The organism is Sphingopyxis jiangsuensis, from assembly GCF_016734905.1.
Lineage (GTDB): Bacteria > Pseudomonadota > Alphaproteobacteria > Sphingomonadales > Sphingomonadaceae > Sphingopyxis > Sphingopyxis jiangsuensis.
In genome coordinates, this window is record NZ_JAERPO010000002.1 from 129,920 (window position 1) to 149,830 (window position 19,911).

Genomic DNA, 19,911 nt, shown 5'->3' on the forward strand with positions numbered 1-19,911 from the left:
TTCCCGCGCGGTCATCTGCCAATCCACTCCCCGCCCCAATGAAGCCGCGACCGGCTCGACAATACTTAGAACGCTAATTATATAGGCGCGCCTTGCCAAAACATGCAAGAGGGAGGCTCAACATTCCACAAGTGTTTGCAAGAGTTGTTACCTGGATGTCGCACGCATGAATCCTATCTGGCTTCCCGCCGCATTGTTCGGCGGACTGTTCCAGGCATGGCGGACAGCACTTCAACAGCGCCTGCGCGCCGAACTCAGCGTCAGCGGCGCCGTGCTCGTGCGATATCTGTTCGGCCTTCCCTTTGCCTGCCTCTTCGCGGCGGCATGGCTCGCCATCCTCGGCGCACCGGTCCCACCGCTCACGACCGCGTTTCTCGCCTATTCGTCTGCCGGGGCCGTCACCCAGATGGCGGGGACGGTTCTGTTAATCCTGTCGTTCGGCCATCGCGGCTTCGTGGCCGGCACGGCCTTTTCCAAGACCGAGGCGATTCAGGTCGCATTGGTGACCGCCCTTTTCCTAGACGAGCAACTTCCGCTGCTCGCCTGGGCCGGCATCATAGTCGGCGTGACCGGCGTCCTCATTCTCGCCCTTGTCGGTCAGGGCGTGACCGCGCGACAGGCGTGGAAAGCATTCAGGCAACCTGCCGCCCTCTGCGGTCTCGGCGCCGGGTCGATGTTCGCATGCGCGGCGATTACCATCAAACTCGCGACAGCCGAACTCTCCGGTGTCGATACGGTCGGTTCAGCGCTTGTCGCGCTGGTTGTGGTCATGGCGATACAATCCAGCCTGCATCTTGCATGGGCGAGCCTGCGCGACCGCGAGACATTGCGCGGTGTCAAACGGTCGTTCCGAACGTCGAGTCAGGTCGGCCTGCTTTCGGCGCTCGGATCAGCCTGCTGGTACATCGGCTTTGCGGCCGCCCCGGCGGCGCTCGTGCGGATCGTCGGTCAGGTCGAGGTTATATTCACCATCGCGTTCGCCCGCTATTATCTGCGCGACAAGGTCCGCGTGCAGGAAATATTGGGCCTGTTGCTCGTCGCAGCGGGCGTCATCATGGCGCTACTCGCCGCAGCCTGAGATCGAGCGGGCATGTCATCGATTCCAAAAGCCCCGTGAAACTCGCATTCCGAACGATCGGGACCGAAAGGTGAAGCGCCGCCGGCAGTTGCGACAGCGCCAACGAAATGTCCTCGGTCGATCAGCTCAGGCCTTTGGTTCGCTGTCGTAAACCAGCCGGAATCCCACATTGCTCGTGCCGAGGCCCGGGTCGCGCCCCTGGCGCGAGGCCGGCCGATAGCGCTGGCAATAGTTGGGCGCGCAGAGATAGCTGCCCCCCTTCACCGTGCGCGACGCCATGCCGGGGTTATAGGGATCATAGGCCGCATTTTCGCTCGGCCCTTTCGGGTTCACCTTGTCCTCGGGATCGTGCCCCGGACGAAAATAGTCGGACGTCACCTCCCACACATTGCCGACCATGTCGTAAAGGCCGTTGGCATTGGGCTTGTAGCAGCCGACCGGCGCGACGCCCTTGAACCCGTCGGTTTCGGCATTGTGGTTGGGGAAAGCGCCTTGCCAGCTGTTCGCCTCTTTGGGTTGGACATTCGTCGATCGCTTGCCCGCGCTCGCCGCATATTCCCATTCGGCCTCGGTCGGAATACGCCCACCGCGCCATTTGGCATAGGCGATCATATCGTCCCACGCGAGGTGGACGACGGGCTCGTTCGGTACGGCATCGGCGCCGTCGGGACCGTACGGCTTTTTCCAGTTGACGCCCGGCATATATTCCCACCAGTCGGCGTAGTTGTTCGAGGGAAAGTCGGGCGGGGTGAAGACCGCCGAGCCGGGTTCCAGCATATGCGCGGGGATTTGATCCGCCGGAACCTGGAATTGCGTGGGATCGACCGGCTTTTCGGCAACCGTTACATAGCCCGTCGCCGCGACGAATTCGGCGAACTGGCGGTTGGTCACTTCGTGCGGGTCGATCCAGAATCCCGCGACCGTCGTCTGGCGCACCGGTCCCTCTTCGGCATAGACATCCTCTTCACCCATCGCAAAGCTGCCGCCGGCGAGTTGAACCGGCGTGTCGGCAATTGCCGGGCAGCTGCGCGGCGTGGCTGACACCTGCGCGGCCTCACCCCTGCTGTCGTCGCCGCTGCAACCGGCGGCCACAGTCAGCAGGATCGCCGCAGTGACGGCCGTCGACGCAAAAAATCTGGACAAGCCTTGCCTACTCCGTCTTCAACTGTGCGCTCCCCCTTCGCAGCCGCGCGGGGGTGAATTCGACAAGTGATACGTTACCGTACTTGACGTGCCCCATTTGGCAAGGAGCTGCGCGACCGCAACTGCCCCATCCCATGGCTCTCTGAGAGTTGAGCGACCGCTCCCCGCTGAACGGGCAGCGACCCTGCCGTTACGCGGCAAATTCAGCGCGCGACGTCGCCGGTCTGCATCGACGCCTGTTCGACCGACGCACGCGAAAAGGGTGCAAGGTCGCCGCGCAGTCCGTGTTTGAGCGCAGATAGCAACAAACCTTGATTTGCGATCGTCGCGAGCGAGCTGCCCTGCCAAAGCGCATCGAGCACCCCCGCTGCGAAAGCATCGCCAGTGCCGACCCGGTCGACGATGGCCGCGATGACGGCATCGCCGGTCGTTGAATGGGCGTCGCGCGAATCGACGCGCGCAGCGATATGATGCTCGGCGGCGCCGACAATATGGCGCGCGGTCGACGCGACGAGATCGAGCGCCGGAAAGCGCTCAAGCAGCGCCAACGCCGCGGCGCGTCGCCGGTCCTCACCCTCGCCCGAAAACTCCTGTCCGAGAAGCAGCGAAGCGTCGCGATGGTTGCCGAACAGTACGGTCGCCTGCTCGACGATCGCGCACAGAATTGCGGCAGGCTCGGCTTGCCAGCGCTCCCACAGCCGGCCGCGCCAATTGCCGTCGAACGAGACCCCCATCCCTGCGGCGCGCGCGGCGCGCACCGCCGCGAGCGCGGCTTCGGCCGAACGCGGCCCCAGCGCAGGCGTCACGCCCGAGACATGCAGCCATTCGGCTCCATCCAGCAACGCCGGCCAATCCCAGCTATGCGCCTCAGTCTCGGCAAATACCGATGCGGCGCGGTCATAAACCACCTCGGCTGCCCGCATCGGACCGCCGGGGATATGATAGTAAAGGCCCATCCGCCCATCGCCGCGCGCGACGCGCGCGGTGTCGACGCCGTGGCGGCGCAGTTCGGCGAGGACGCCGTCGCCAATAGGACCGGTCGGCACGGCGCTGATCATGCGGCTGCCATGACCCATCGCAGCCAGTGCAACCGCAACATTGGCTTCGGCGCCGCCCACCCAGGCGTCGAAGCGGGGCGATTGCAGCGGCAACTCGCCCGCGGGAACCGAGACGCGCATGACGATTTCGCCAAAACAGGCGACGCGGCGGGATGTAAGGGTCATCAGGATATTCCGGTTTCGGGGACGGCGGTACAGCCGATATGGATCGCCGGACCAAAGGACGCGGTCGCGCATTGGCCGGGAAGAATGGGGTGGACACCCGTGATCGCTCCAGCCGATATCCACTGGCCGGGCGCCAGCGCGATAACGCCGCGCAGGTGCAAATCAACCAGGAAACGGAGCGATCCCCACGGGCCGTCGAGCACATCGCAGGCCCGTCCGGTTCCGACGCTCGCGCCTTCGATCGCCGTGTCGACCTCCAGCCGGTCGAAGCTGGCGGCGTCAAGTGCCGGCCCCAGCAGGATGCCGTTGTTGATCCCGATATCAGCAATGATGCCGAAGGGTGCGTGATCATGGACATCGGGTGCAGGCGAACTCGCGATCTCGAAACCCGCGCGAATTTCGCTTACAAGGTTCCTTGCCTCCTCCGGCGACGGAATATGATCCGGAACGCGGTCGAGGCGCAGCATGACCTCGGCTTCGATCGCCCCTGCGCCGCCGATGAACACGGACGCTTCGGCAAGCGCGCCGTCGGCGATCTCGGCGCAACGAAATACCGGACCGGCAAGCCGTTCGGCGCCGAGCGACACGATCAGCGGAACGGGAATCCGCCCGACCTTCCAGCCAAGAACCGGCAATCCAAGCGCCGCAATCATCTGCTGCTGGATTGCATAGGCGGCATCCAGCGTCTTGGGCAAAGGTTGTGGGAACGCCGGCAACGCTGTTCCCGACCGGCGCGCATCCAACAAGACAGCAGCCGCGTCGCCGACACGCACAGAAATGCTCATGAGCGCGGCAAACGCAGCATCAGGCGAGCTTTGCGCTCAGTAGATAGCGTTCGCGGCTCTCGGCGGCGCGGCGACGCAACTCGTCGAGCGCGCGCTCCTCGGTTTCGTCGAGCATCGATTCGAGCAGGCGGTTGAAGTGCCGCCGCATGGCGAGGCGGGCACCCGCCGGGTCGCGCTTGCGCAGTGCATCGACAACGTCGGCATGTTCGGATTGCCGCGCTTTGCTGTTCTTGCGGCAGACGAGCGAGTGGCTTTCCTTCACCTCGGGCAGCTCTGTGCGCATCCGCCACAGATTTTCGATGACGTGGATGATTGCCTTGTTGTTCGATGCCGCCGCGATCGTCCGGTGAAATTCGCGGTCGATCGCGTTGATTTCATCCTCGCTCGCCTTTTCGTCGGCCATGGCGGCAAGCAGCTCGTCAAGCTTCTCAAGCGTTTCGGCCGCGATCGTCGGTGCGGCGAGCGCCGCGGCCTCGGCTTCGAACAAAGAACGCGCCTCGGTCACCTCGAACGCGCTGACCTGCGGCAGCCTCTTGCTGTCGCTCGGCAGTTCGGATTCGACATAAGCACCCGCACCGGTGCGAATGTGAATCCATCCCGTCGCCTGCAGCGCGATCTCGGCCTCTCGGATCGTCACGCGGCTCACCTCGAACTGCTCCGACAGCTCACGCTCGCCCGGCAGGCGCGTTCCGGGCGGATAGGTTCCGTCCTCGATCATGCCGCGAATGGCGTCGGCGATCTCTTCGAAAAGGCGGCGTTCAGCCATGTCTCAATCGTCTCCCCGCTTATGGTGGAGAGAGTCCATACAATCCGGTATGACAATTTTGAAGCATAACCGTGTGCCCGGATCAATTTTCATCGCCGCACGCTCCTTTGTCCACGATTTCCAAGGCGCACAGAAAAGCGAATATCCGCTTCGTCATCGCGTCCCGCGAGGCGACGTCGAATTTTCCATGCCCTCCCTGCGGAACAACGAACAAGTCGTGTGCCACCCCCAATTCGCCCAGCCGCCGCGCAAGCATTTGCGATTGGGCGACGGGGACGACCGGATCGGCATCGCCGTGCGCAATGAATATGGGCGGACTGCTCGCCGACAGCCAATTTACGGGCGACATTTGCCGCGCCAGATCGGCCGCATCGGGATGTGCGCCTATCCAGTTGGTAACTGTCGGGTGCAGTCCGCCGCTGCGCGCCCCCAGCGCAGCAAGATCGGTGGGTCCATAATGGTCGATAATCGCAGCCGCACGCGGCGGGCTGCGACATTCGGGTGCATCGATGGCGTTGGTTTCGGGAAGCAAGCCCGCCATCAGCGCCAGATGCGCCCCCGCCGAGGTCCCGGATATGACAATGCGATCGGAGTCAAAGCCCAGCGCAGCGGCATTGGCTTCGACCCAGTGGAGCGCGCAGCGCGCATCCTCGACCGCCGCAGGTGCCTTGGCTTCGCCCGCGAGCCGGTATTGAACAGTTACGACCGAAAACCCTGAAGCCAGGTAGGACCGGAACCCCGTCCAGTCATCAGGCCGCGCGCCCCGCGCCCATCCGCCGCCGTGGAAATGGATGAGCACCGGCACGGGCGATTTCGCCGCGGCCGGGTGGATATAGGCGTCGAGATGCAGCGCGGTATCGCCGATCTGGCGATAAACGACATCTCGCACCGCGCGTGCTGGCGCTTCGCCCTCGAATGCAATGGCAGACTGCGGCACCAGAAGCACCGCAGTCGCCGCTGCGACCCACGAGAGCATAGCCCCTTTCACGCCGCGCCGGTTCAGATCCGCGCCCGGATGCCGATGAAATATTTCGCGCCATAATAATGGTACTGACGCGCGTTGCCATATACCGGCATGTAGGTTTCCTTGGGGTCGTTGAAGATGTTGATCGCCTCGAAGCGAAGCGAAACGCCCTTCATCAGTGCCAGCGAAGCGCGCAGGTCGACTGTTTCGCTCGGTCCGACGTAACGCAGCTGCGCGTTGCCGCCGACGAAATCCTGATAATAGCTGGCGCGATAATTATAGATGCCCTGCAGCGAGATCGGGCCGATTTCATAATAGGCCTGAGCTGACAGGACATGCTTCGAATAGCCCGAAAGGTTCGCCGGTGCGATGATCCCCGGCTGGACGCTGTCGGTGACCGGATCATAGGCATCGCCCAGGCGAATGTCGTGCGTCACGAAGTTCGAGTCGGCATAGTTGTAGCTGACCTTGGCGCCGAGCCCGTCGAGCGGCTTCGGAAGGAAGCTGAACCGCGTCGCCGCCGTCAGTTCGAAGCCGTAGATACGCGACTTGTCGGGGCTGTTGCGCGTCTGCGCCACCGGCACCACAACGTCCTGCCCGCCGATGTTGAACGTTTCATCAATGATCACCGGCTGGAAACCGCCGTTGAACTGTTTGTAATAGGCGGTCGCCGACAGGATGCTATCCTTGTTCGGATACCATTCGATCGCGGCATCGGCGTTCCACGACATCAGCGGCTTGAGCCGCGGGCTGCCGTTCGCGTTGATATTGTTGATCGCATCCTCGATCGACGTGAAGCTGTTGCCGCTTTCCAGCGTAATCGTGCGCCCCGCGCCGAGCGCGCTCGGCGCCGGACGCGACATGGCGCGATAGCCCGCGAGGCGGAACAGCGTATTCGGCGCAATCTCGAAGATCGCATTGACGCTCGGCAGGATACGCGTGGTCGAGCTCTTGATCGTAACCGTTTCGAAATCGCCCGTAGTGACGAGCTGGAGCGAACTGTCGGGGTTCACGATCACATCGAGGTCGCTGCGCAACCCGTTCGACACCACGCGCGTGTTGACGACGCGCACCCCGAAATTGCCGCGCACTGGCATCGAACCCAGGTCGGCGTCATATTCGGCCATGATATAGCCCGCGAGCGTGCGTTCGGTGACATCGCGATTGGCGACCGAACGCTTGTCGTCGAGCGCGCCGGGGTCCTCGGTCCCCATATATTCGCGGAACAGACAATCGAGGTCAAAGGTCGCCCAGCTGTTGATGCCGTTGGCGTCGCCTGCAGCCGACAGGAAATCACGCTGCGGAAAGGCCTGAACGCGGCACAAATTGTTGATCCGGTTGTCTTCGGTAATCGGCGGATTGAAATTGAAGTCGCCGTTGCGGACATCATAGTCGCGATACACAAGTTCGGACCAGCGGCCGCCAGCGGCAATGGAACTCAGGAAGCCATCCATTTCATAGCGCGCGTCGGCACGGCCCGCGACAATCCGGTTGTACCGGCGGCTCTGGTCTCGGCGGAAGCGCGCATCGTCCCAGAAGAGGTCATGGTTGTTGAGGTCGAAACGCGGATCGATCGTGATCGTCGGGATGAAACTGCCCGGCTTCAGTTCATAGGTGTAAGGAATGCGTTGGTTGTTGATGGCGGTCCGCACCCCGTTGACATCGAACGCGTCGGTGCGCAGGCGCGCGTTGCGTTCATCCTCAACCCGGATGGTGCGCGAATAGGAGCCGTCGAGCGTGATCGTCAGCCGGTCGGTGGGCATCCATTCGACCGACAGGCCGCCGCCCAGATATTCTTCCGAACGCGACAGTTCGATCGTGTTCGATTCGATCGACGACAGACCATTGAAGCTGCGAAGCGCGCCATTGTCATCGAACACGGCATTGGTGATGCCATAGCGCCCTTCGGACAAATTCAGGTCGCGGCGGTTCTCCACATAGGTGCGGTCCGAATATTGGACGTCGAGGTTGACGTTGACCCTGTCGGACGGACGCCACTGGATTGCGCCGAAAATGGCATCGCGGCGATCGGTTTCGCTGATCTGGCGAAACGTATAGGCGTTCGGCGCCAGATAAAATGCGCGCGGCTGCGCATATTCGGCGCGCGTATATTCGTTGCAATTATTGTTGGCGACGACAACCGCAGCCTCGCACGCGGTCCAGGTCGTCGACGCGGCGAACGTTTCTTCCGGGTTGTTCGTGTCGTTGCGCTGAACGCCGATGGCGATGCCGATGGTGTCGTTCGCAAACTGATCGACATAGCTCAGCGTCCCGCGCCAGCCGATGCCGCCTTCGCCCACGATGCGATCGCCATAGGGATTATACTGCGCCTTGATTTCACCCTGCAGACGCTGCTTGCCGAAGTCGAGCGGACGTAGCGTGCCGATCTCGATCGTCCCCGCAACGCCGCCTTCGATCAGACTTGCCTGCTGCGTCTTGTAGATTTTGATGTTGTTCACGAGCTCCGAGGGGAACTGGTTGAAGTTGACCGAGCGGTCGCCGCTGCCATTCGAGGCGTCGCGTCCGTTGAAGGTCGAATTGCTGAGGAAAGGGCCGAGGCCGCGCAGCGCGATTTCGGACGCATCGCCCTTTTCGCGGTGCGTCGTTGCGCCGGTGATCGTCTGGATCGCCTGACCAACCGACAGCGCGGGAAGATCGCCGATGTCGTCGGCCGACAGTGCGTCGACGATCGCCGTCTCTTCACGCTTGGTGTTGATCGAATTCTGGATGGTCTCGCGAATACCCGTGACAACGATGGCATCGGAGTCGTCGGCATCGTCCTGAGCGACGGCAGGAACGGAGGCGAGCATCGTCGATGCGGCGCCGGTCAGCATGGCGGTGCGCAGCGCGCGCAGCGAGGCCCGATTGTGCGAAATCACTTCATCTCTCCCTGTAGGCATATCGATTCTGTTCTGACCAATGTCGTCAGCCAAAATCGCGTTTATGTCAACCATTTTGTAAGCCGGTATGGACTGGCCAATTTTTCAGGCCAATTTCCTCATTTTATGAGTTGGCTGCGCAATCCCGGTACGGCATGCGCAAGCGCCTGCGTCACCAGCCGCGCGGTTACTTCGGCGCCAATGTCGCCGAGGTGCGTGTAATCGAACTTGCGCGTCACCTGACCGCGCGGACCATTGCCTTCTATTAGCGGAGGCGTCGGCGGAGTAGGCGGCGCGGGCAAGGTCGTGCCAGCGCGTGCGGCGGCGAGTTCGGTGTCGCTCGGCGGCTCCTGCGCCAGCTTGGTCGCCATTTCGGCGCCCATCTCCTGAACCTGCCGGACGCTGAGCGCGTTGAGGTCGACGAGCGGCACGTCCAACGCCTTTGCGACGCCGCGGACTTGGTCAGACCAGCTTGCGAGCGTATTCTTGAGCCTGCCGTCCTTGAAATCACGCCGCGTCAGCGGGGTGACAAGCACGGGGATTGCCCCTGCCCCGCGCACGTCGCCGACGAAGCGGCGCAGGTTCGCCGGGAACTCGATGGTCTCGTCGGTCCAGCGTTCGGGCTGGCTCGACTGGTCGTTATGCCCGAACTGGATCAGCACATAGGTCGCACGATACCCCGGGACCCGCGCTTCGGCGAGCGCGATGTCCCATGACCCCTCCTGCCGATAGCTGCGCGTGCTCCGCCCGCCGCGTCCCGCGTTGACGCACGCGACCGACGATTTCACATGCTTCGCGCAAAAGGCGCCGCCCCAGCCGCTGTGCGGCGCCATGGTGGAGTCGCCGACGAGGACGATCTTGTAGGGCGCGATCGGCTCGGCATCGGTACGGTGGCGTTCCTGTGCCTGCGCGCCGCCTGCAAGCAGGACGGCGGCAGCCACCAAAGCACAATGTCGCATGAGTCCCATCCCCCGCGGCCAGTTTTAAGAGAAGTAGAGCCCGCCGTTGACGTCGAGGCAGACGCCCGCAAGGAAGCTTGCGGCTGGCGACGCCAGAAAGGCGATCGTCTCGGCAACCTCGTCGGGATGACCTTCGCGGCGCAGCGGCGTGTTGCCGGCAACTGCGGCGCGCCCTTCGGGTTTCGAGAAGATGTCGTGGAAGCTCGTGCCGATGAGGCCGGGCGTCACGGCATTGACGCGGATGCCCTGCGGACCCAGTTCCTTCGCCATCGCGCGCGTATAGGTCATCAACGCCCCCTTCGCGGTCGCATAGACCGACGCGCCCGGACCGCCGCCATCGCGGCCCGCCTGCGACGATACGTTCACGACCGCCGACCCTTCGCCAAGGAACGGCAGCGCCGCCTGCATGACCAGGAACACCGACTTCATGTTGAGCGTCATCACATGGTCGAAAAAGGCTTCGTCCATTTCGCCGAGCGTCTTGCGCGCAACCATGCCGCCTGCGAGGTTGACGAGGATGTCGAGCCGTCCGCTGAACGCCACCCCGACCTCGTCGAGCATCGCGCGCACCGCACCGCTGTCGGTGACGTCGGCCTGGACGAGGAAAGCATCACCTCCGGCATCCTTGATGGCCTTCAGCGTCTCTTCGGCCGCCTCGCGCCCGCTGTTGTAATTGATCGCGACGCGTGCCCCGCCGCGTGCCAGCGCGATCGAGACCGACCGGCCGATGTCGCGTCCGCCACCGGTTACCAGTGCGGTTTTGCCTTCGAAGTTCATTCTGTTCATTCCTTATTCTGGAGAGTTTGCTGCCCGGGCAGCGACCGGTTCGACCCGACCGCCAATCAGGCGGAAAGCGAGGAAGGAGAGCGGCACAATCGCCGCCGAAAGCGCGAAGATCGGCGCGTAGCTTGTCTTGGTGAGCACGGGCACCAGCCAGGTGGTGATCAGCGTCCCCGCCACCGCAGCAGTGCCGCTGATCCCGGCAAGGCTGCCGACCGCGCCGCCGCCGAAAAAGTCGCTGGGCAGTGTCTGGATATTGCCGATCGCGGTCTGGAAGCCAAAGAGGATGCAGGCGATCAGCAGCACCGCGGTCAGCGGATCGTCGGCGCGGATGGTGAAAAGCAGCGCAGGCAGCATGATTGCACAGCCGAGCGCGATCGCCGTGGTACGCGCCTTGTGGACGCCGCCGCCTGCGCCGATGATCCGGCCCGCGAGCCAGCCACCGAACAGGCTGCCGAGCATCGCGCCGACAAAGGGCACCCAGGCGAACAGCCCGATCTGCTTGACGTCGAAGCCAAAGGTTTCGGCGAGATAGATCGGTAGCCACGAGACGAACAGCCACCAGACCGGATCGAGGAAAAAGCGCGCGAGGATGACGCCCCAGCTCTGCCGGTGGCGCAGCAGTTCGCCGAGCGGGATACGGCGCGCATCGTCCTGCCCCGCCTCGGTGCGGCCGGAAAGGATATAGTCGCGCTCTTCGGCGCTGATATGCGGGTGACCTTCGGGGTCGGCCTTGTAGAACCAGAGCCACGGCACAAGCCAGATGAAGCCGAGCACGCCGATCAGCAGGAAGGTTCCCTGCCAGCCGAACTGCACGAACAGCAGCGCGATCAGCGGCGCCGATATAATCCCGCCGAGCGACGCGCCGGCGTTGAATATCCCCTGCGCAAAAGCGCGTTCGCGCGACGGAAACCACAGCGCATTGGCCTTGGCGGCGCCGGGCCAGTTCCCCGCCTCGCTGATCCCCAGCGAAGCGCGCAGCACGACGAGAAGCGGCATCGATCGGACGAACGCATGCGCGGCAATCGACAGCGACCAGACGACGATCGACAGGGTGAAGCCCATGCGCGTGCCGATGGCGTCGAAAATGCGTCCGAACAGCGACTGTCCGAGCGCGTAGAAGATCATGAAGATAGTGACGAGGAGAGCATAATCCTCCTTCGTCGCGCCGATATCCTTCGACACTTCGGGCCACATCACGGCGAGCGCGTTGCGATCGATATAGTTGATGACGGTGGCGAGGCCGATCAGGCCGATGACGCACCAGCGCAAACGTCCGTGCATTATATCTTTCCCTTCGGAATCATTTTTTTGCGCCCGCCGGAGCGAGGTCGAAGCGTCCGACCGGACCCGTCCAGCCAAGCTGGCGCCCGTCCAGCGTGATGCGATGCGCGGTGCCCGCCGCGACGTCAGACGCGACCGCCACGGCAATGCGGCGCCCGTCGGCGAGCGTGATGATGACGAGGTCGGCGTCCGGCACGCGGCGATGATCGAGCGCGGCGACGCGCGCACTGCTCGCGACGACGGTTTCGGCCGATGCGTCATAGCTGCCATGCGGTTCGAGCAGTCCGACGAAGCTCGCGTCGGTCGCGCCCTCGACGCGCTGGATCAGGGCCGGCTCGCGCCGCAGGTTGAACGCAGGATCGTTCGCACCGCTTTCGACGATCAGATAGCGCGCGCCCGCAGGAGGCAGCGCATGATAGGAGTAGAAACGGCTCGCCTTCATCCAGGTCAGCCGCGCCTTGCCCGCCTTGCTCCCTTCGCCATCGACCCACAGATGCTGATAGCCGTGCGCGCTCCCCAGCACGGGCCGCTCGGCAAGGTTCCGCGCGAATTCGATGTCGCTGTCGATGATATGCCCCGAAAAATGCAGCGGCAGGTCATAGACATGCCTGCCGCTGCTCGAGGCTTGGAGGAGGTCGAGGATCAGGGGTTCGGCGAGGCCGTCGACGTCAAGCATCACCAGCGCGCGGCGGATCGCGACGCCCTTGTAAGCTTGATCGATCGCGCCGATCGACCAGCGCGTCGGGCCTTCGAGGCCGGTCGACAGCTGCCGCGCGGGATGGTTTTCGCCGACGCGCCACTTGCCGTCGAACTGGCTTTTGCCGTCAACGACGAGCGTATTGTGCGCGACTGTCGCGCTCGCCCAACTGTCGTTTTCGGGAAGATAGCGCCCGCCCTGCTTGGCCTCGACATTGAGGAAGCGTGCCGCGCCATAATCGGTGATCACCGGTCCATTATCGTCGAAATAGAGCCAGTTGAGCCGGTCGAGATGTCCATGCCCCATTCCCTGCACGCCGTTCTTGGCGACGAGCAGCGGCCCGTCGATCGTCGGTCGCGCGCGGAGCAGCACGAGCGCGCCGTCCTTGCCCTCCGGCCCGTCTCCGAGCAGCCGTGAGCCGAAGTTCCACGGGGCGGTCTTGCCCGCCGCAAGGTCGGCGGCGAGCGCCTGTCCTTCTGGCGTCAATACGGTGCGCCCCTGCCATTTGGCGATCGACAAGAAAGCCGGGTCTTTCGTCGCGGCATAGCCGATCGCGACCGCGTGATAGAGCTCCTCGGTCCGCAGCGTCTTGTCGGGCATCGCATCGTTTATGGGCAGGAAATGGCCATTGTGCGTAACGTCGACCGTCGTACGGATCGCCTTTTTCAGTATCCCGTCGCGATAGTCGAAGATGCGGCGGTCGGGATCGTTCGCCGCAATGGCTGCCCCAAAGACCGCGAACGGCTGAATGGCATAGCGCTGGTAGTAGGGCCCTTCGGCATAATAGCCGTCGGGCGAAAAAAGCAGGTCGAGTTGGCGCAGGAAGCCCGACTTGCCACTCTTGTCGAGCCCGAGCAGCGCCTTGTCGACCAGTTCGCGATCACCGAGCAGATAGCCCGCGAGCCCGACGCCCGCGCATGCCCAGGTCGCATGGTTGTGGATCCGCCCGATGACCTCCGGCGACCCGTCGGAGAGGAACTGCGCCATCGGGCGGATCACACGATCGTCGATGCGCTGGCGATCGGCGGCGCTCAGCGCCGCGCGAACGGGCGCATAGCCCTGCACCGCATTGACGAGGAAAACGCTGTCATTCAGACTTTGCCAAAAGAGCCGCCCCGCCGTCTGGTTCGCCTGCGCGGGATGCGGGCCAAGGCCGGGATAGAGATCGGCATAGGCGAGCAGCAGGTCGCGCACATGGTCGCGGTAGCGCGCTTCGCCGGTCAAGCGGTAAAGCTGGCCCGCCGCGAAGATCGTGCGATAGTTGCGCTTATGCTGTTCGTGGGTGAAGCCGCCGCCGGGGTCCTTCGGCACCGGCACGTTGATGCCTGCGCGGATCGACGCATCGACCTCTCGCGCCGCGCGCTCGATTTCGGCGGCGAAGATCGGGGCATGGTCGGCTGTGACCGCTTCGGGCGGCGCTGCAAAAGCTGCCGCAGCACTTGCCGTCAGCGCGGTTCCCGCGAGACAAAGGGCGAGGAGGCGGGTCACGGCTGCCCCTCCACCTGATTGTCGGCGACAGTACCACGCGGCGCACCTTTCCACATCGTCTCTCCGATCCGGGGCGCAGGGGTGGCGGTAAAGCGGTTGCGGACGATCTTCGTATCGGGCGCGCCGACCGTGTGGATCACCTCGACGCCGCTCGATTGGGTAAAGTGGTTTTGCGCGATCTTGACGTGCTGCGCGCCGGTGACGCGGAGCGACGGTGCATCTCCGCCGCTTTCGGCAACGCGCGAATCGCGCATCGCGAACCACGGTCCGAAGGTGCTTTCGTCGGTACCCTTGCGCAGAAGATCGGCGACCATCGCGACGCGCACGAATTCGCTCTTCTCAATCGTCAGTCGTTCGGCGGGATACCAACCCTTCGGCTCCTGCTCGCCGGTGCCGTCGACGACGATGTCCATATCGGCAAAGCGGCTTTGGCTGATCGTGATCGCGTCGGCGAAGGTCGACGGTGCAATGCGGACCCCCGCAAGCCCCGTATCCTTGCCCGGACCCGTAACTGTCACGCCGTGGAACGCCAGCTCGTAATTGGGCGCGACGCCTGCCTCCACCGCGATCAGCACCGCGTCGCCGCGCACGCCGCGGGCATCGATGTCCAGATTTTCGAGGCGCAGACCGCCGCCCGCGGCGATCCGCGCGAGCCCCGTTCCGCCGAGACGCAGCATCGGCTTGGCACCGGGGGCGCCCGCGATGGTCAGCCGGCTCTGTACAGCGAGAGGCGCCGCAACGTCGTGGGTCCCGCTTGCGAGCGACAGCGTGTCCCCCGCGCTCGCGCCTGCAACTGCATCGGCGAGCGCGCCAGGGACTACAGATATGGTGCGCCCGCTGCCGAACGCAGCCCCTGACCCGGTTGCGCCATACCAGCGAACGCCGACCTCCTCACGCTTCACTGGTACAAGGTCGCGCGGCGCGCCGACCGAGGCGAGCGCCGGATCGACCGGATAGAGCAAGCCGTTCGCGGCGCGCTCCAGCTCGATCTCGCGATAGACGATCCCGCTGGAAAACATTGGCTTGTCGACGCTGGCAGCGACATTGCCCGCCATCGCGATTCCGCTCGCATCGCCCTCGGCGCGGAACGGGTCGCCGCCCTTCGCACCGACGATCAGGTTACGTTCGAACCGGCTGCCCACCGGCGCCGCCGAGCGTTCGGCATCGGCGCCCGCCGCAAGTGTGATGCGCGCGCTGTCGACAATGCTGTTGCCCTCGATGCGCGCATTGGCGACCTGATGGTAGCGGTTGATGACCGAGTTCGGCACGCCGTTCATCACGGTGATCGCGCTTTTGAACGACGAGCCGGCAAGTCCCTCAAAATAATTGTCGCGGACGATCTGGTCGCGATTGATGACGCGCACGCCGCCCGTATCGGGTATCCCGTGTCCAAGAAAGACATTGCGCTCGACCAGATTGCCATTGCCATGGCGCAAGACAAAGGCGCCTTGCGACCGAAGGATGAGATTGTCGCGCAATATATTGCCGCCCGCCTTGACCGAAACGATCTCGACCTCGCCGCTGCAACGGTCGAAAATGTTGCGCTCGACGATCGTCTTGCTGTCGGTCAGCGATTCCTCGCTGGTGCCGATACGGATCGTTTCGCCGCCGTTCGACCCGAGCGGCGGACGCGGCCCGAAATAATTGTGGTCGATGCGGTGGCTGTTCGCGCCCGGCTGCCCCTTCGGACGGATGACCGCGAGCGTGACACCGGCGTTGGTCTTGCCCTCGAAATGCGAATGGTCGACACGGTTGCCCGTCCCGTAAAGCGCCACCCAAATATCCTCGGCACGACGATCGGGCTTGCTGAACCCGTCGATGACGACCTCGGTCAGGCGGGAATCGGTGGCGACCTGTTTTGAGTCACGGCGAAAAGATATGACCTCGCCGGTCGGACTGAAACCGTCGCGAAAGACAAGGCCGGAAACGACGAGGTGCCGGCCACCGAGCCGCAGATTCGATTGGCCGGTCAGCACCACCTTGCCTTTGGTCTGTGCAGCAAGGGTGATCGGCTTGTCCGCAACTCCGGCGCCGGTGAACACCGCTTGGAAATCGCGCCACTCGCCATCGGCAAGCAGGATGGTGTCGCCGGGCTGGGCGGCTTTGACCGCAGCCTTGAACTGCGCCGGATCGCGGACCAGCACGTCACGGGCGAATGCGGTCCCGGATGCCGAGACCATGAGCGCAGCCATCAAAGCCGAACGAAGTATCACTGCCTCTCCCAACATTGTCTATCTAAAACTGGTCTATACAAGAGGTAGGACAATGGCAACAAATTCTTACTGTCAAACTGCCAGATTGGTCTATCCACTCGCGCACGTTTCCGCGGTTCCGGCAGCGCGGTCTGGACGGTGACCGGCTGCCGGATGGCCCGCATGCTCCGCGTTAGAAGCGCAGCGATGCCCCAAAGGTTATGCGGCGGTCGGGCAGCCCCTCGCCGCACAGCAGCGCGCCGTCGTTCACACAATATTGCGAGATCTTCGACTTGGTCAGATTCACGCCCTCGACCCCGATGTTGAGGAAATCGGTCACGTCATAATTGACGCTGGCATTGAGCTGCCCGCGCGCCGAGGTCACAACGGGGAAACCGAAGGTGCTCGCCAGCGTCGCGCCGCCCACCGTATCCAGCGTGCGGAACGCGCTGCGCCAAGTGTAGCGCGCGCGCGCCGACAGCCCGTATTTCTCGTAGTAAAGCGTCAGGTTGTACGCATGCTTCGAAAAATCGAGCAGGCCTTGCTTAGCGACGACCGGCACGAAATTGGCGTCGTTATAGATGCCGTTGATGGCGTTGAAGATGTCGGTCCCACGCACGGCCGATTCATTAACCGCGTCGCCGCCGCCGAACTTCTGATACGTATAGTTTGCGACGATGCCGAAGCCCGATGCAAAGCCGAGCGCATCCTCGAACTGCGACAGGTCATATTGGACGGCGACCTCGATGCCGGTCTGCGTCGTGTTGCCGGTGTCGTTGACCGTCGTCAGTATCGGCACGCACATGCCCGAACCGCCGATCGGCGACAGCTGGTTGCGGAATGCGATGGGGTTATAGATGCCGCCGCCTTCGCACGGCGCCGTAATGTCGCGGAAGCCATTGGCGTCGAGCGGCGCATCTTCCAGCTGCGTTACGAACAGATCGGTGCGCTTCTTGTGGAACACGCCGATGCTGAGCACCGACGCCGGCGCGAAGTACCAGTCGACCGACGCGTCATAGGAGGTGACGGTCTCCGGCCGCAGATTGGGGTTCCCGATCGACACCGCAGCATTTTCGCTCGTCACGAACGAGACCGAAGTCGACAAAAGGTCGAAATCAGGGCGGTTGATGTCCTTGCCCCAGCTGCCGCGAAGGAGAATGTCGTCGCTGAGGTCGGCTACGACATTCAGTCGCGGCAGCAGCTTGCTGTAACCGCCGCGGGTCACGACCTGCGTCACCGTATTGCCGGTAACCGAATTGCCGATCGAATCGAGACGCGTGTCGAGCCAGCGCAAGCCGAGATTGCCGCGCACCGGACCGGCTTCGAAATTGGCCTGACCATAAACCGCGTGCGTCGTTTCGTTGATCGTGAAAAAGCCAGCCGAATTGGCCGACGCGTCGTTCAATACGCGACCGCCGGGGGCGGCGAGAAGCGCCTGACGCAGGATGTCGATCGTCCCCTCGCGGTCACTGAACGCACGGTCCGGATCGATCAGGATGAAATCCTTGAAGAACAGATCGCGCCCGTCGCCATCGCCGAAATTATTCGGGCCGGGCACCAGCAGGTCGGCGAACAAGGTTCCGCGCGGGCTGTCGTTGAGCGCGCTGAGCGTCAGCGTCGTGCCGACGTCGTTGAACGTGCTGGTCGACTTGTTATAGCGATAACCGATGTCGAAGGATTTGAAGAAAGGCGTCAAATCCTCTGTGTCGAGCGCCATATCGAGGCGGAAGGCGTCTTCCTTGTTGCGCGTGCTGTCGTTGCCGATGACGACCTGTTGCAGCACGACATTGTTCGGATCGAGCAACTGGGCGACCGTCGGCGCGAGCGGCGAATCGAAATTGATCCCGAACCGTAGCGACCCACCCGACAGGTCATATTTGAACGGCACCGCATTGTCGTTGCCGGTGAAGACGGGCGCATTGGGGTTGATGAAATTCAACGTAGTGCTGAGGTCGGGGTTGGACGTGTTCGAAACCGACCGCGATGCTTCGGCACGGCCCGAGAAACGACCAGAGCTGAACTCTGTACCAAGGCGATAAATCTCGCTCTTGGTCAGGCGGGCGCCGACGTCGCTCGAAAAGCGCAGGTTCGGGTCGTCGCGGTCGACCACCAGATCGGGTTCGAGCACGCCCGTCTCGGCGACCTGAATGCTCCCGAGTTTCACGCCGTCGAGCGTCCCGAAATCGACCGTCCGGAACGAGGTGGGCACGCTGTGGTTCACCAGCACGCTCACGCCCGAACCCTGGACGCGCGAGCTGTCCTGCCGCCGTTCCTGGTCGTTATAGACGGTGTCGAAATAGAATTTCAGATTGTCGCTCGGCGCCCATTCGATCGTGCCGGCAAAATTCTTGGTATCATATTCGAAATTCTCGAGCTCCTGATTGAGGAACTGGATGCCGACGAAATCGAAGGATTGCGCCGCGGGGCGCTGTGTGGCCTGATTTTCCGTCACGCCGTTCCGGATGACCGTCGCGTTGACATTTTCGACAAGTCCGCCGTCAAGGTCGACGCGCGGGCGGAACGATGTCGCTTCCTGCTGGGCATAGCTGCCGCTGAGCACAATCCCGATCTCGCCGATGCCGGTCGACCATTTATTGCCGAAGGTCGCCGACAGGCGGGGCGTCACGCTCTTCGACAGCTCGCTATATTCGCCCTGCGCCCGTGCGGCGATGAGCGGTTCGCGCAAGTCGAGCGGGCGAATCGTACGCAGGTTGATCGTGCCGCCGACCGACCCTTCGATCGTTTTGGCTTCGGGGGCCTTGGTCACTTCGACCGAGGCGATGATCGAGGCGCTGACGTCCTCGAAGCTGATACCGCCGCGGCCCGAACCCGACCCGACGGTCGATACGCCATTGATCTCGACGCGGTTGTCATTGGTACCGCGGATCTGAACGCCGGTGCCGACGCCTGCCTCGCGTGTGATCTGAACGCCGGTGATATTCTCAAGAACTTCGGCAAGGTTCTGGTCGGGCAGCTTACCGATATCCTCGGCCTGAATGACCTCGATCAGGCTGTCGGCATTGCGCTTTTCCGAAAGGGCGCTCTGCAACGAACTGCGGATGCCGGTCACGACGATCGCATCGTCATCGCTCGCTTCGGCGGGCTGCCCCTGCGCGAAAGCAATCCCCGGTACCAGCATCGCCCCCAACGCCGTTCCGACGAGAAATTTTGCGAGCGGGCGAAAATTGGGCGCGGCCGAAACGGTGCCGCCGACAGACATCGACATTTACCTCTCCCTCGTTGACTATTTTTGTCAGGCATAATGGCCAGTCCATTTTTGTCAATCAATTTTATGAATTATGCCGCCAATATTGTCATACCAATTTGGTCTGCCGCGGTCGGAACAGCCTTTGCCCAATGGCTTGTCGCCAGCATTTGGTCTTGGGGGCGGTCGCGAAATCCGTATTTGCCGAAGAAGTGCCGGCGGACATGCGCCCATGAATGTGGCAACCGCCATGTCGGGCGATTCGCGCGCCTCGCCTATCTCGCACTCGACAAGACCACCGTCATTCTCGATGACACCCAGCCCGCAACGCTTGCCAGCAGGCGCCTGCTCATGCTGCCCGCGCTCCCGCTCGGTGGGCCCGACCAGCACCGGCTCCTGGGTTTTATCTGGCGCTATCCATGTCTCGGTGGCCGCAAAAATCGCTTGCAGAGACGCGCACGGATAATG

The 19,911-nt window shown here is 63.3% G+C and carries 13 protein-coding genes; 1 reads left to right on the forward strand and 12 read right to left on the reverse strand.

Annotation, left to right across the window (positions count from 1 at the left end):
• Positions 1-166 precede the first annotated feature (166 nt).
• Positions 167-1,078 (forward strand): EamA family transporter, encoded by a 912-nt coding sequence (locus tag JI743_RS07335; RefSeq protein ID WP_201927536.1) that lies wholly within the window; start codon positions 167-169, stop codon positions 1,076-1,078.
• Between the two features lie 126 nt (positions 1,079-1,204).
• On the opposite strand, the gene JI743_RS07340 is transcribed toward JI743_RS07335, so the two are convergent.
• From JI743_RS07340 to JI743_RS07395, 12 genes are all read right to left on the reverse strand, one after another.
• Complete coding sequence (locus JI743_RS07340; RefSeq protein ID WP_201927538.1) at positions 1,205-2,221, reverse strand: formylglycine-generating enzyme family protein; 1,017 nt, start codon at positions 2,219-2,221, stop codon at positions 1,205-1,207.
• Between the two features lie 203 nt (positions 2,222-2,424).
• Positions 2,425-3,444, reverse strand: a complete 1,020-nt coding sequence (locus tag JI743_RS07345) for a sugar kinase (protein ID WP_201927539.1) — start codon at positions 3,442-3,444, stop codon at positions 2,425-2,427.
• Positions 3,444-4,139: a 2-keto-4-pentenoate hydratase gene (locus JI743_RS07350; protein ID WP_201927541.1), complete on the reverse strand. Its 696-nt coding sequence runs from the start codon at positions 4,137-4,139 to the stop codon at positions 3,444-3,446. The genes JI743_RS07345 and JI743_RS07350 overlap by 1 nt, the downstream gene beginning before the upstream one ends.
• Before the next feature lie 109 nt (positions 4,140-4,248).
• Positions 4,249-4,995: a FadR/GntR family transcriptional regulator gene (locus JI743_RS07355; protein ID WP_201927543.1), complete on the reverse strand. Its 747-nt coding sequence runs from the start codon at positions 4,993-4,995 to the stop codon at positions 4,249-4,251.
• An 82-nt stretch (positions 4,996-5,077) separates the two neighbouring features.
• Complete coding sequence (locus JI743_RS07360) at positions 5,078-5,971, reverse strand: alpha/beta hydrolase (RefSeq protein ID WP_201927545.1); 894 nt, start codon at positions 5,969-5,971, stop codon at positions 5,078-5,080.
• Positions 5,972-5,994: 23 nt separating this feature from the next.
• Positions 5,995-8,838, reverse strand: a complete 2,844-nt coding sequence (locus tag JI743_RS07365) for a TonB-dependent receptor (protein WP_330902219.1) — start codon at positions 8,836-8,838, stop codon at positions 5,995-5,997.
• Positions 8,839-8,957: 119 nt separating this feature from the next.
• Positions 8,958-9,779, reverse strand: a complete 822-nt coding sequence (locus tag JI743_RS07370; RefSeq protein WP_330902220.1) for a rhamnogalacturonan acetylesterase — start codon at positions 9,777-9,779, stop codon at positions 8,958-8,960.
• A 42-nt stretch (positions 9,780-9,821) separates the two neighbouring features.
• Positions 9,822-10,574 carry an SDR family NAD(P)-dependent oxidoreductase gene (locus tag JI743_RS07375; RefSeq protein ID WP_201927549.1) on the reverse strand — a complete coding sequence of 251 codons (753 nt, stop codon included), beginning with the start codon at positions 10,572-10,574 and terminating at the stop codon, positions 9,822-9,824.
• Positions 10,575-10,586: 12 nt separating this feature from the next.
• Positions 10,587-11,861 (reverse strand): MFS transporter, encoded by a 1,275-nt coding sequence (locus JI743_RS07380; protein WP_201927550.1) that lies wholly within the window; start codon positions 11,859-11,861, stop codon positions 10,587-10,589.
• A 19-nt stretch (positions 11,862-11,880) separates the two neighbouring features.
• The gene (locus JI743_RS07385) at positions 11,881-14,046 is read right to left on the reverse strand and encodes a heparinase II/III domain-containing protein (RefSeq protein ID WP_201927551.1); all 2,166 of its coding nucleotides are present in this window, start codon (positions 14,044-14,046) and stop codon (positions 11,881-11,883) included.
• Positions 14,043-16,226 carry a polysaccharide lyase 6 family protein gene (locus JI743_RS07390; protein ID WP_201927552.1) on the reverse strand — a complete coding sequence of 728 codons (2,184 nt, stop codon included), beginning with the start codon at positions 16,224-16,226 and terminating at the stop codon, positions 14,043-14,045. Before JI743_RS07390 ends, JI743_RS07385 begins: the two co-directional genes overlap by 4 nt.
• A 205-nt stretch (positions 16,227-16,431) precedes the next feature.
• A complete protein-coding gene (locus tag JI743_RS07395; RefSeq protein WP_201927553.1) occupies positions 16,432-19,464 on the reverse strand; it encodes a TonB-dependent receptor in 3,033 nt (1,010 codons plus the stop codon).
• Positions 19,465-19,911: the final 447 nt, after the last annotated feature.

What these genes read in the sequence shown, in the direction of transcription:
- JI743_RS07355 (WP_201927543.1), bottom strand. Translation starts at nt 4,995, where the DNA reads ATGGCTGAACGCCGCCTTTTCGAAGAGATCGCCGACGCCATTCGCGGC.
- JI743_RS07335 (WP_201927536.1), top strand. Translation starts at nt 167, where the DNA reads ATGAATCCTATCTGGCTTCCCGCCGCATTGTTCGGCGGACTGTTCCAG.
- JI743_RS07390 (WP_201927552.1), bottom strand. Translation starts at nt 16,226, where the DNA reads ATGGTCTCGGCATCCGGGACCGCATTCGCCCGTGACGTGCTGGTCCGC.
- JI743_RS07375 (WP_201927549.1), bottom strand. Translation starts at nt 10,574, where the DNA reads ATGAACTTCGAAGGCAAAACCGCACTGGTAACCGGTGGCGGACGCGAC.
- JI743_RS07395 (WP_201927553.1), bottom strand. Translation starts at nt 19,464, where the DNA reads ATGTCGATGTCTGTCGGCGGCACCGTTTCGGCCGCGCCCAATTTTCGC.
- JI743_RS07345 (WP_201927539.1), bottom strand. Translation starts at nt 3,444, where the DNA reads ATGACCCTTACATCCCGCCGCGTCGCCTGTTTTGGCGAAATCGTCATG.
- JI743_RS07360 (WP_201927545.1), bottom strand. Translation starts at nt 5,971, where the DNA reads ATGCTCTCGTGGGTCGCAGCGGCGACTGCGGTGCTTCTGGTGCCGCAG.
- JI743_RS07380 (WP_201927550.1), bottom strand. Translation starts at nt 11,861, where the DNA reads ATGCACGGACGTTTGCGCTGGTGCGTCATCGGCCTGATCGGCCTCGCC.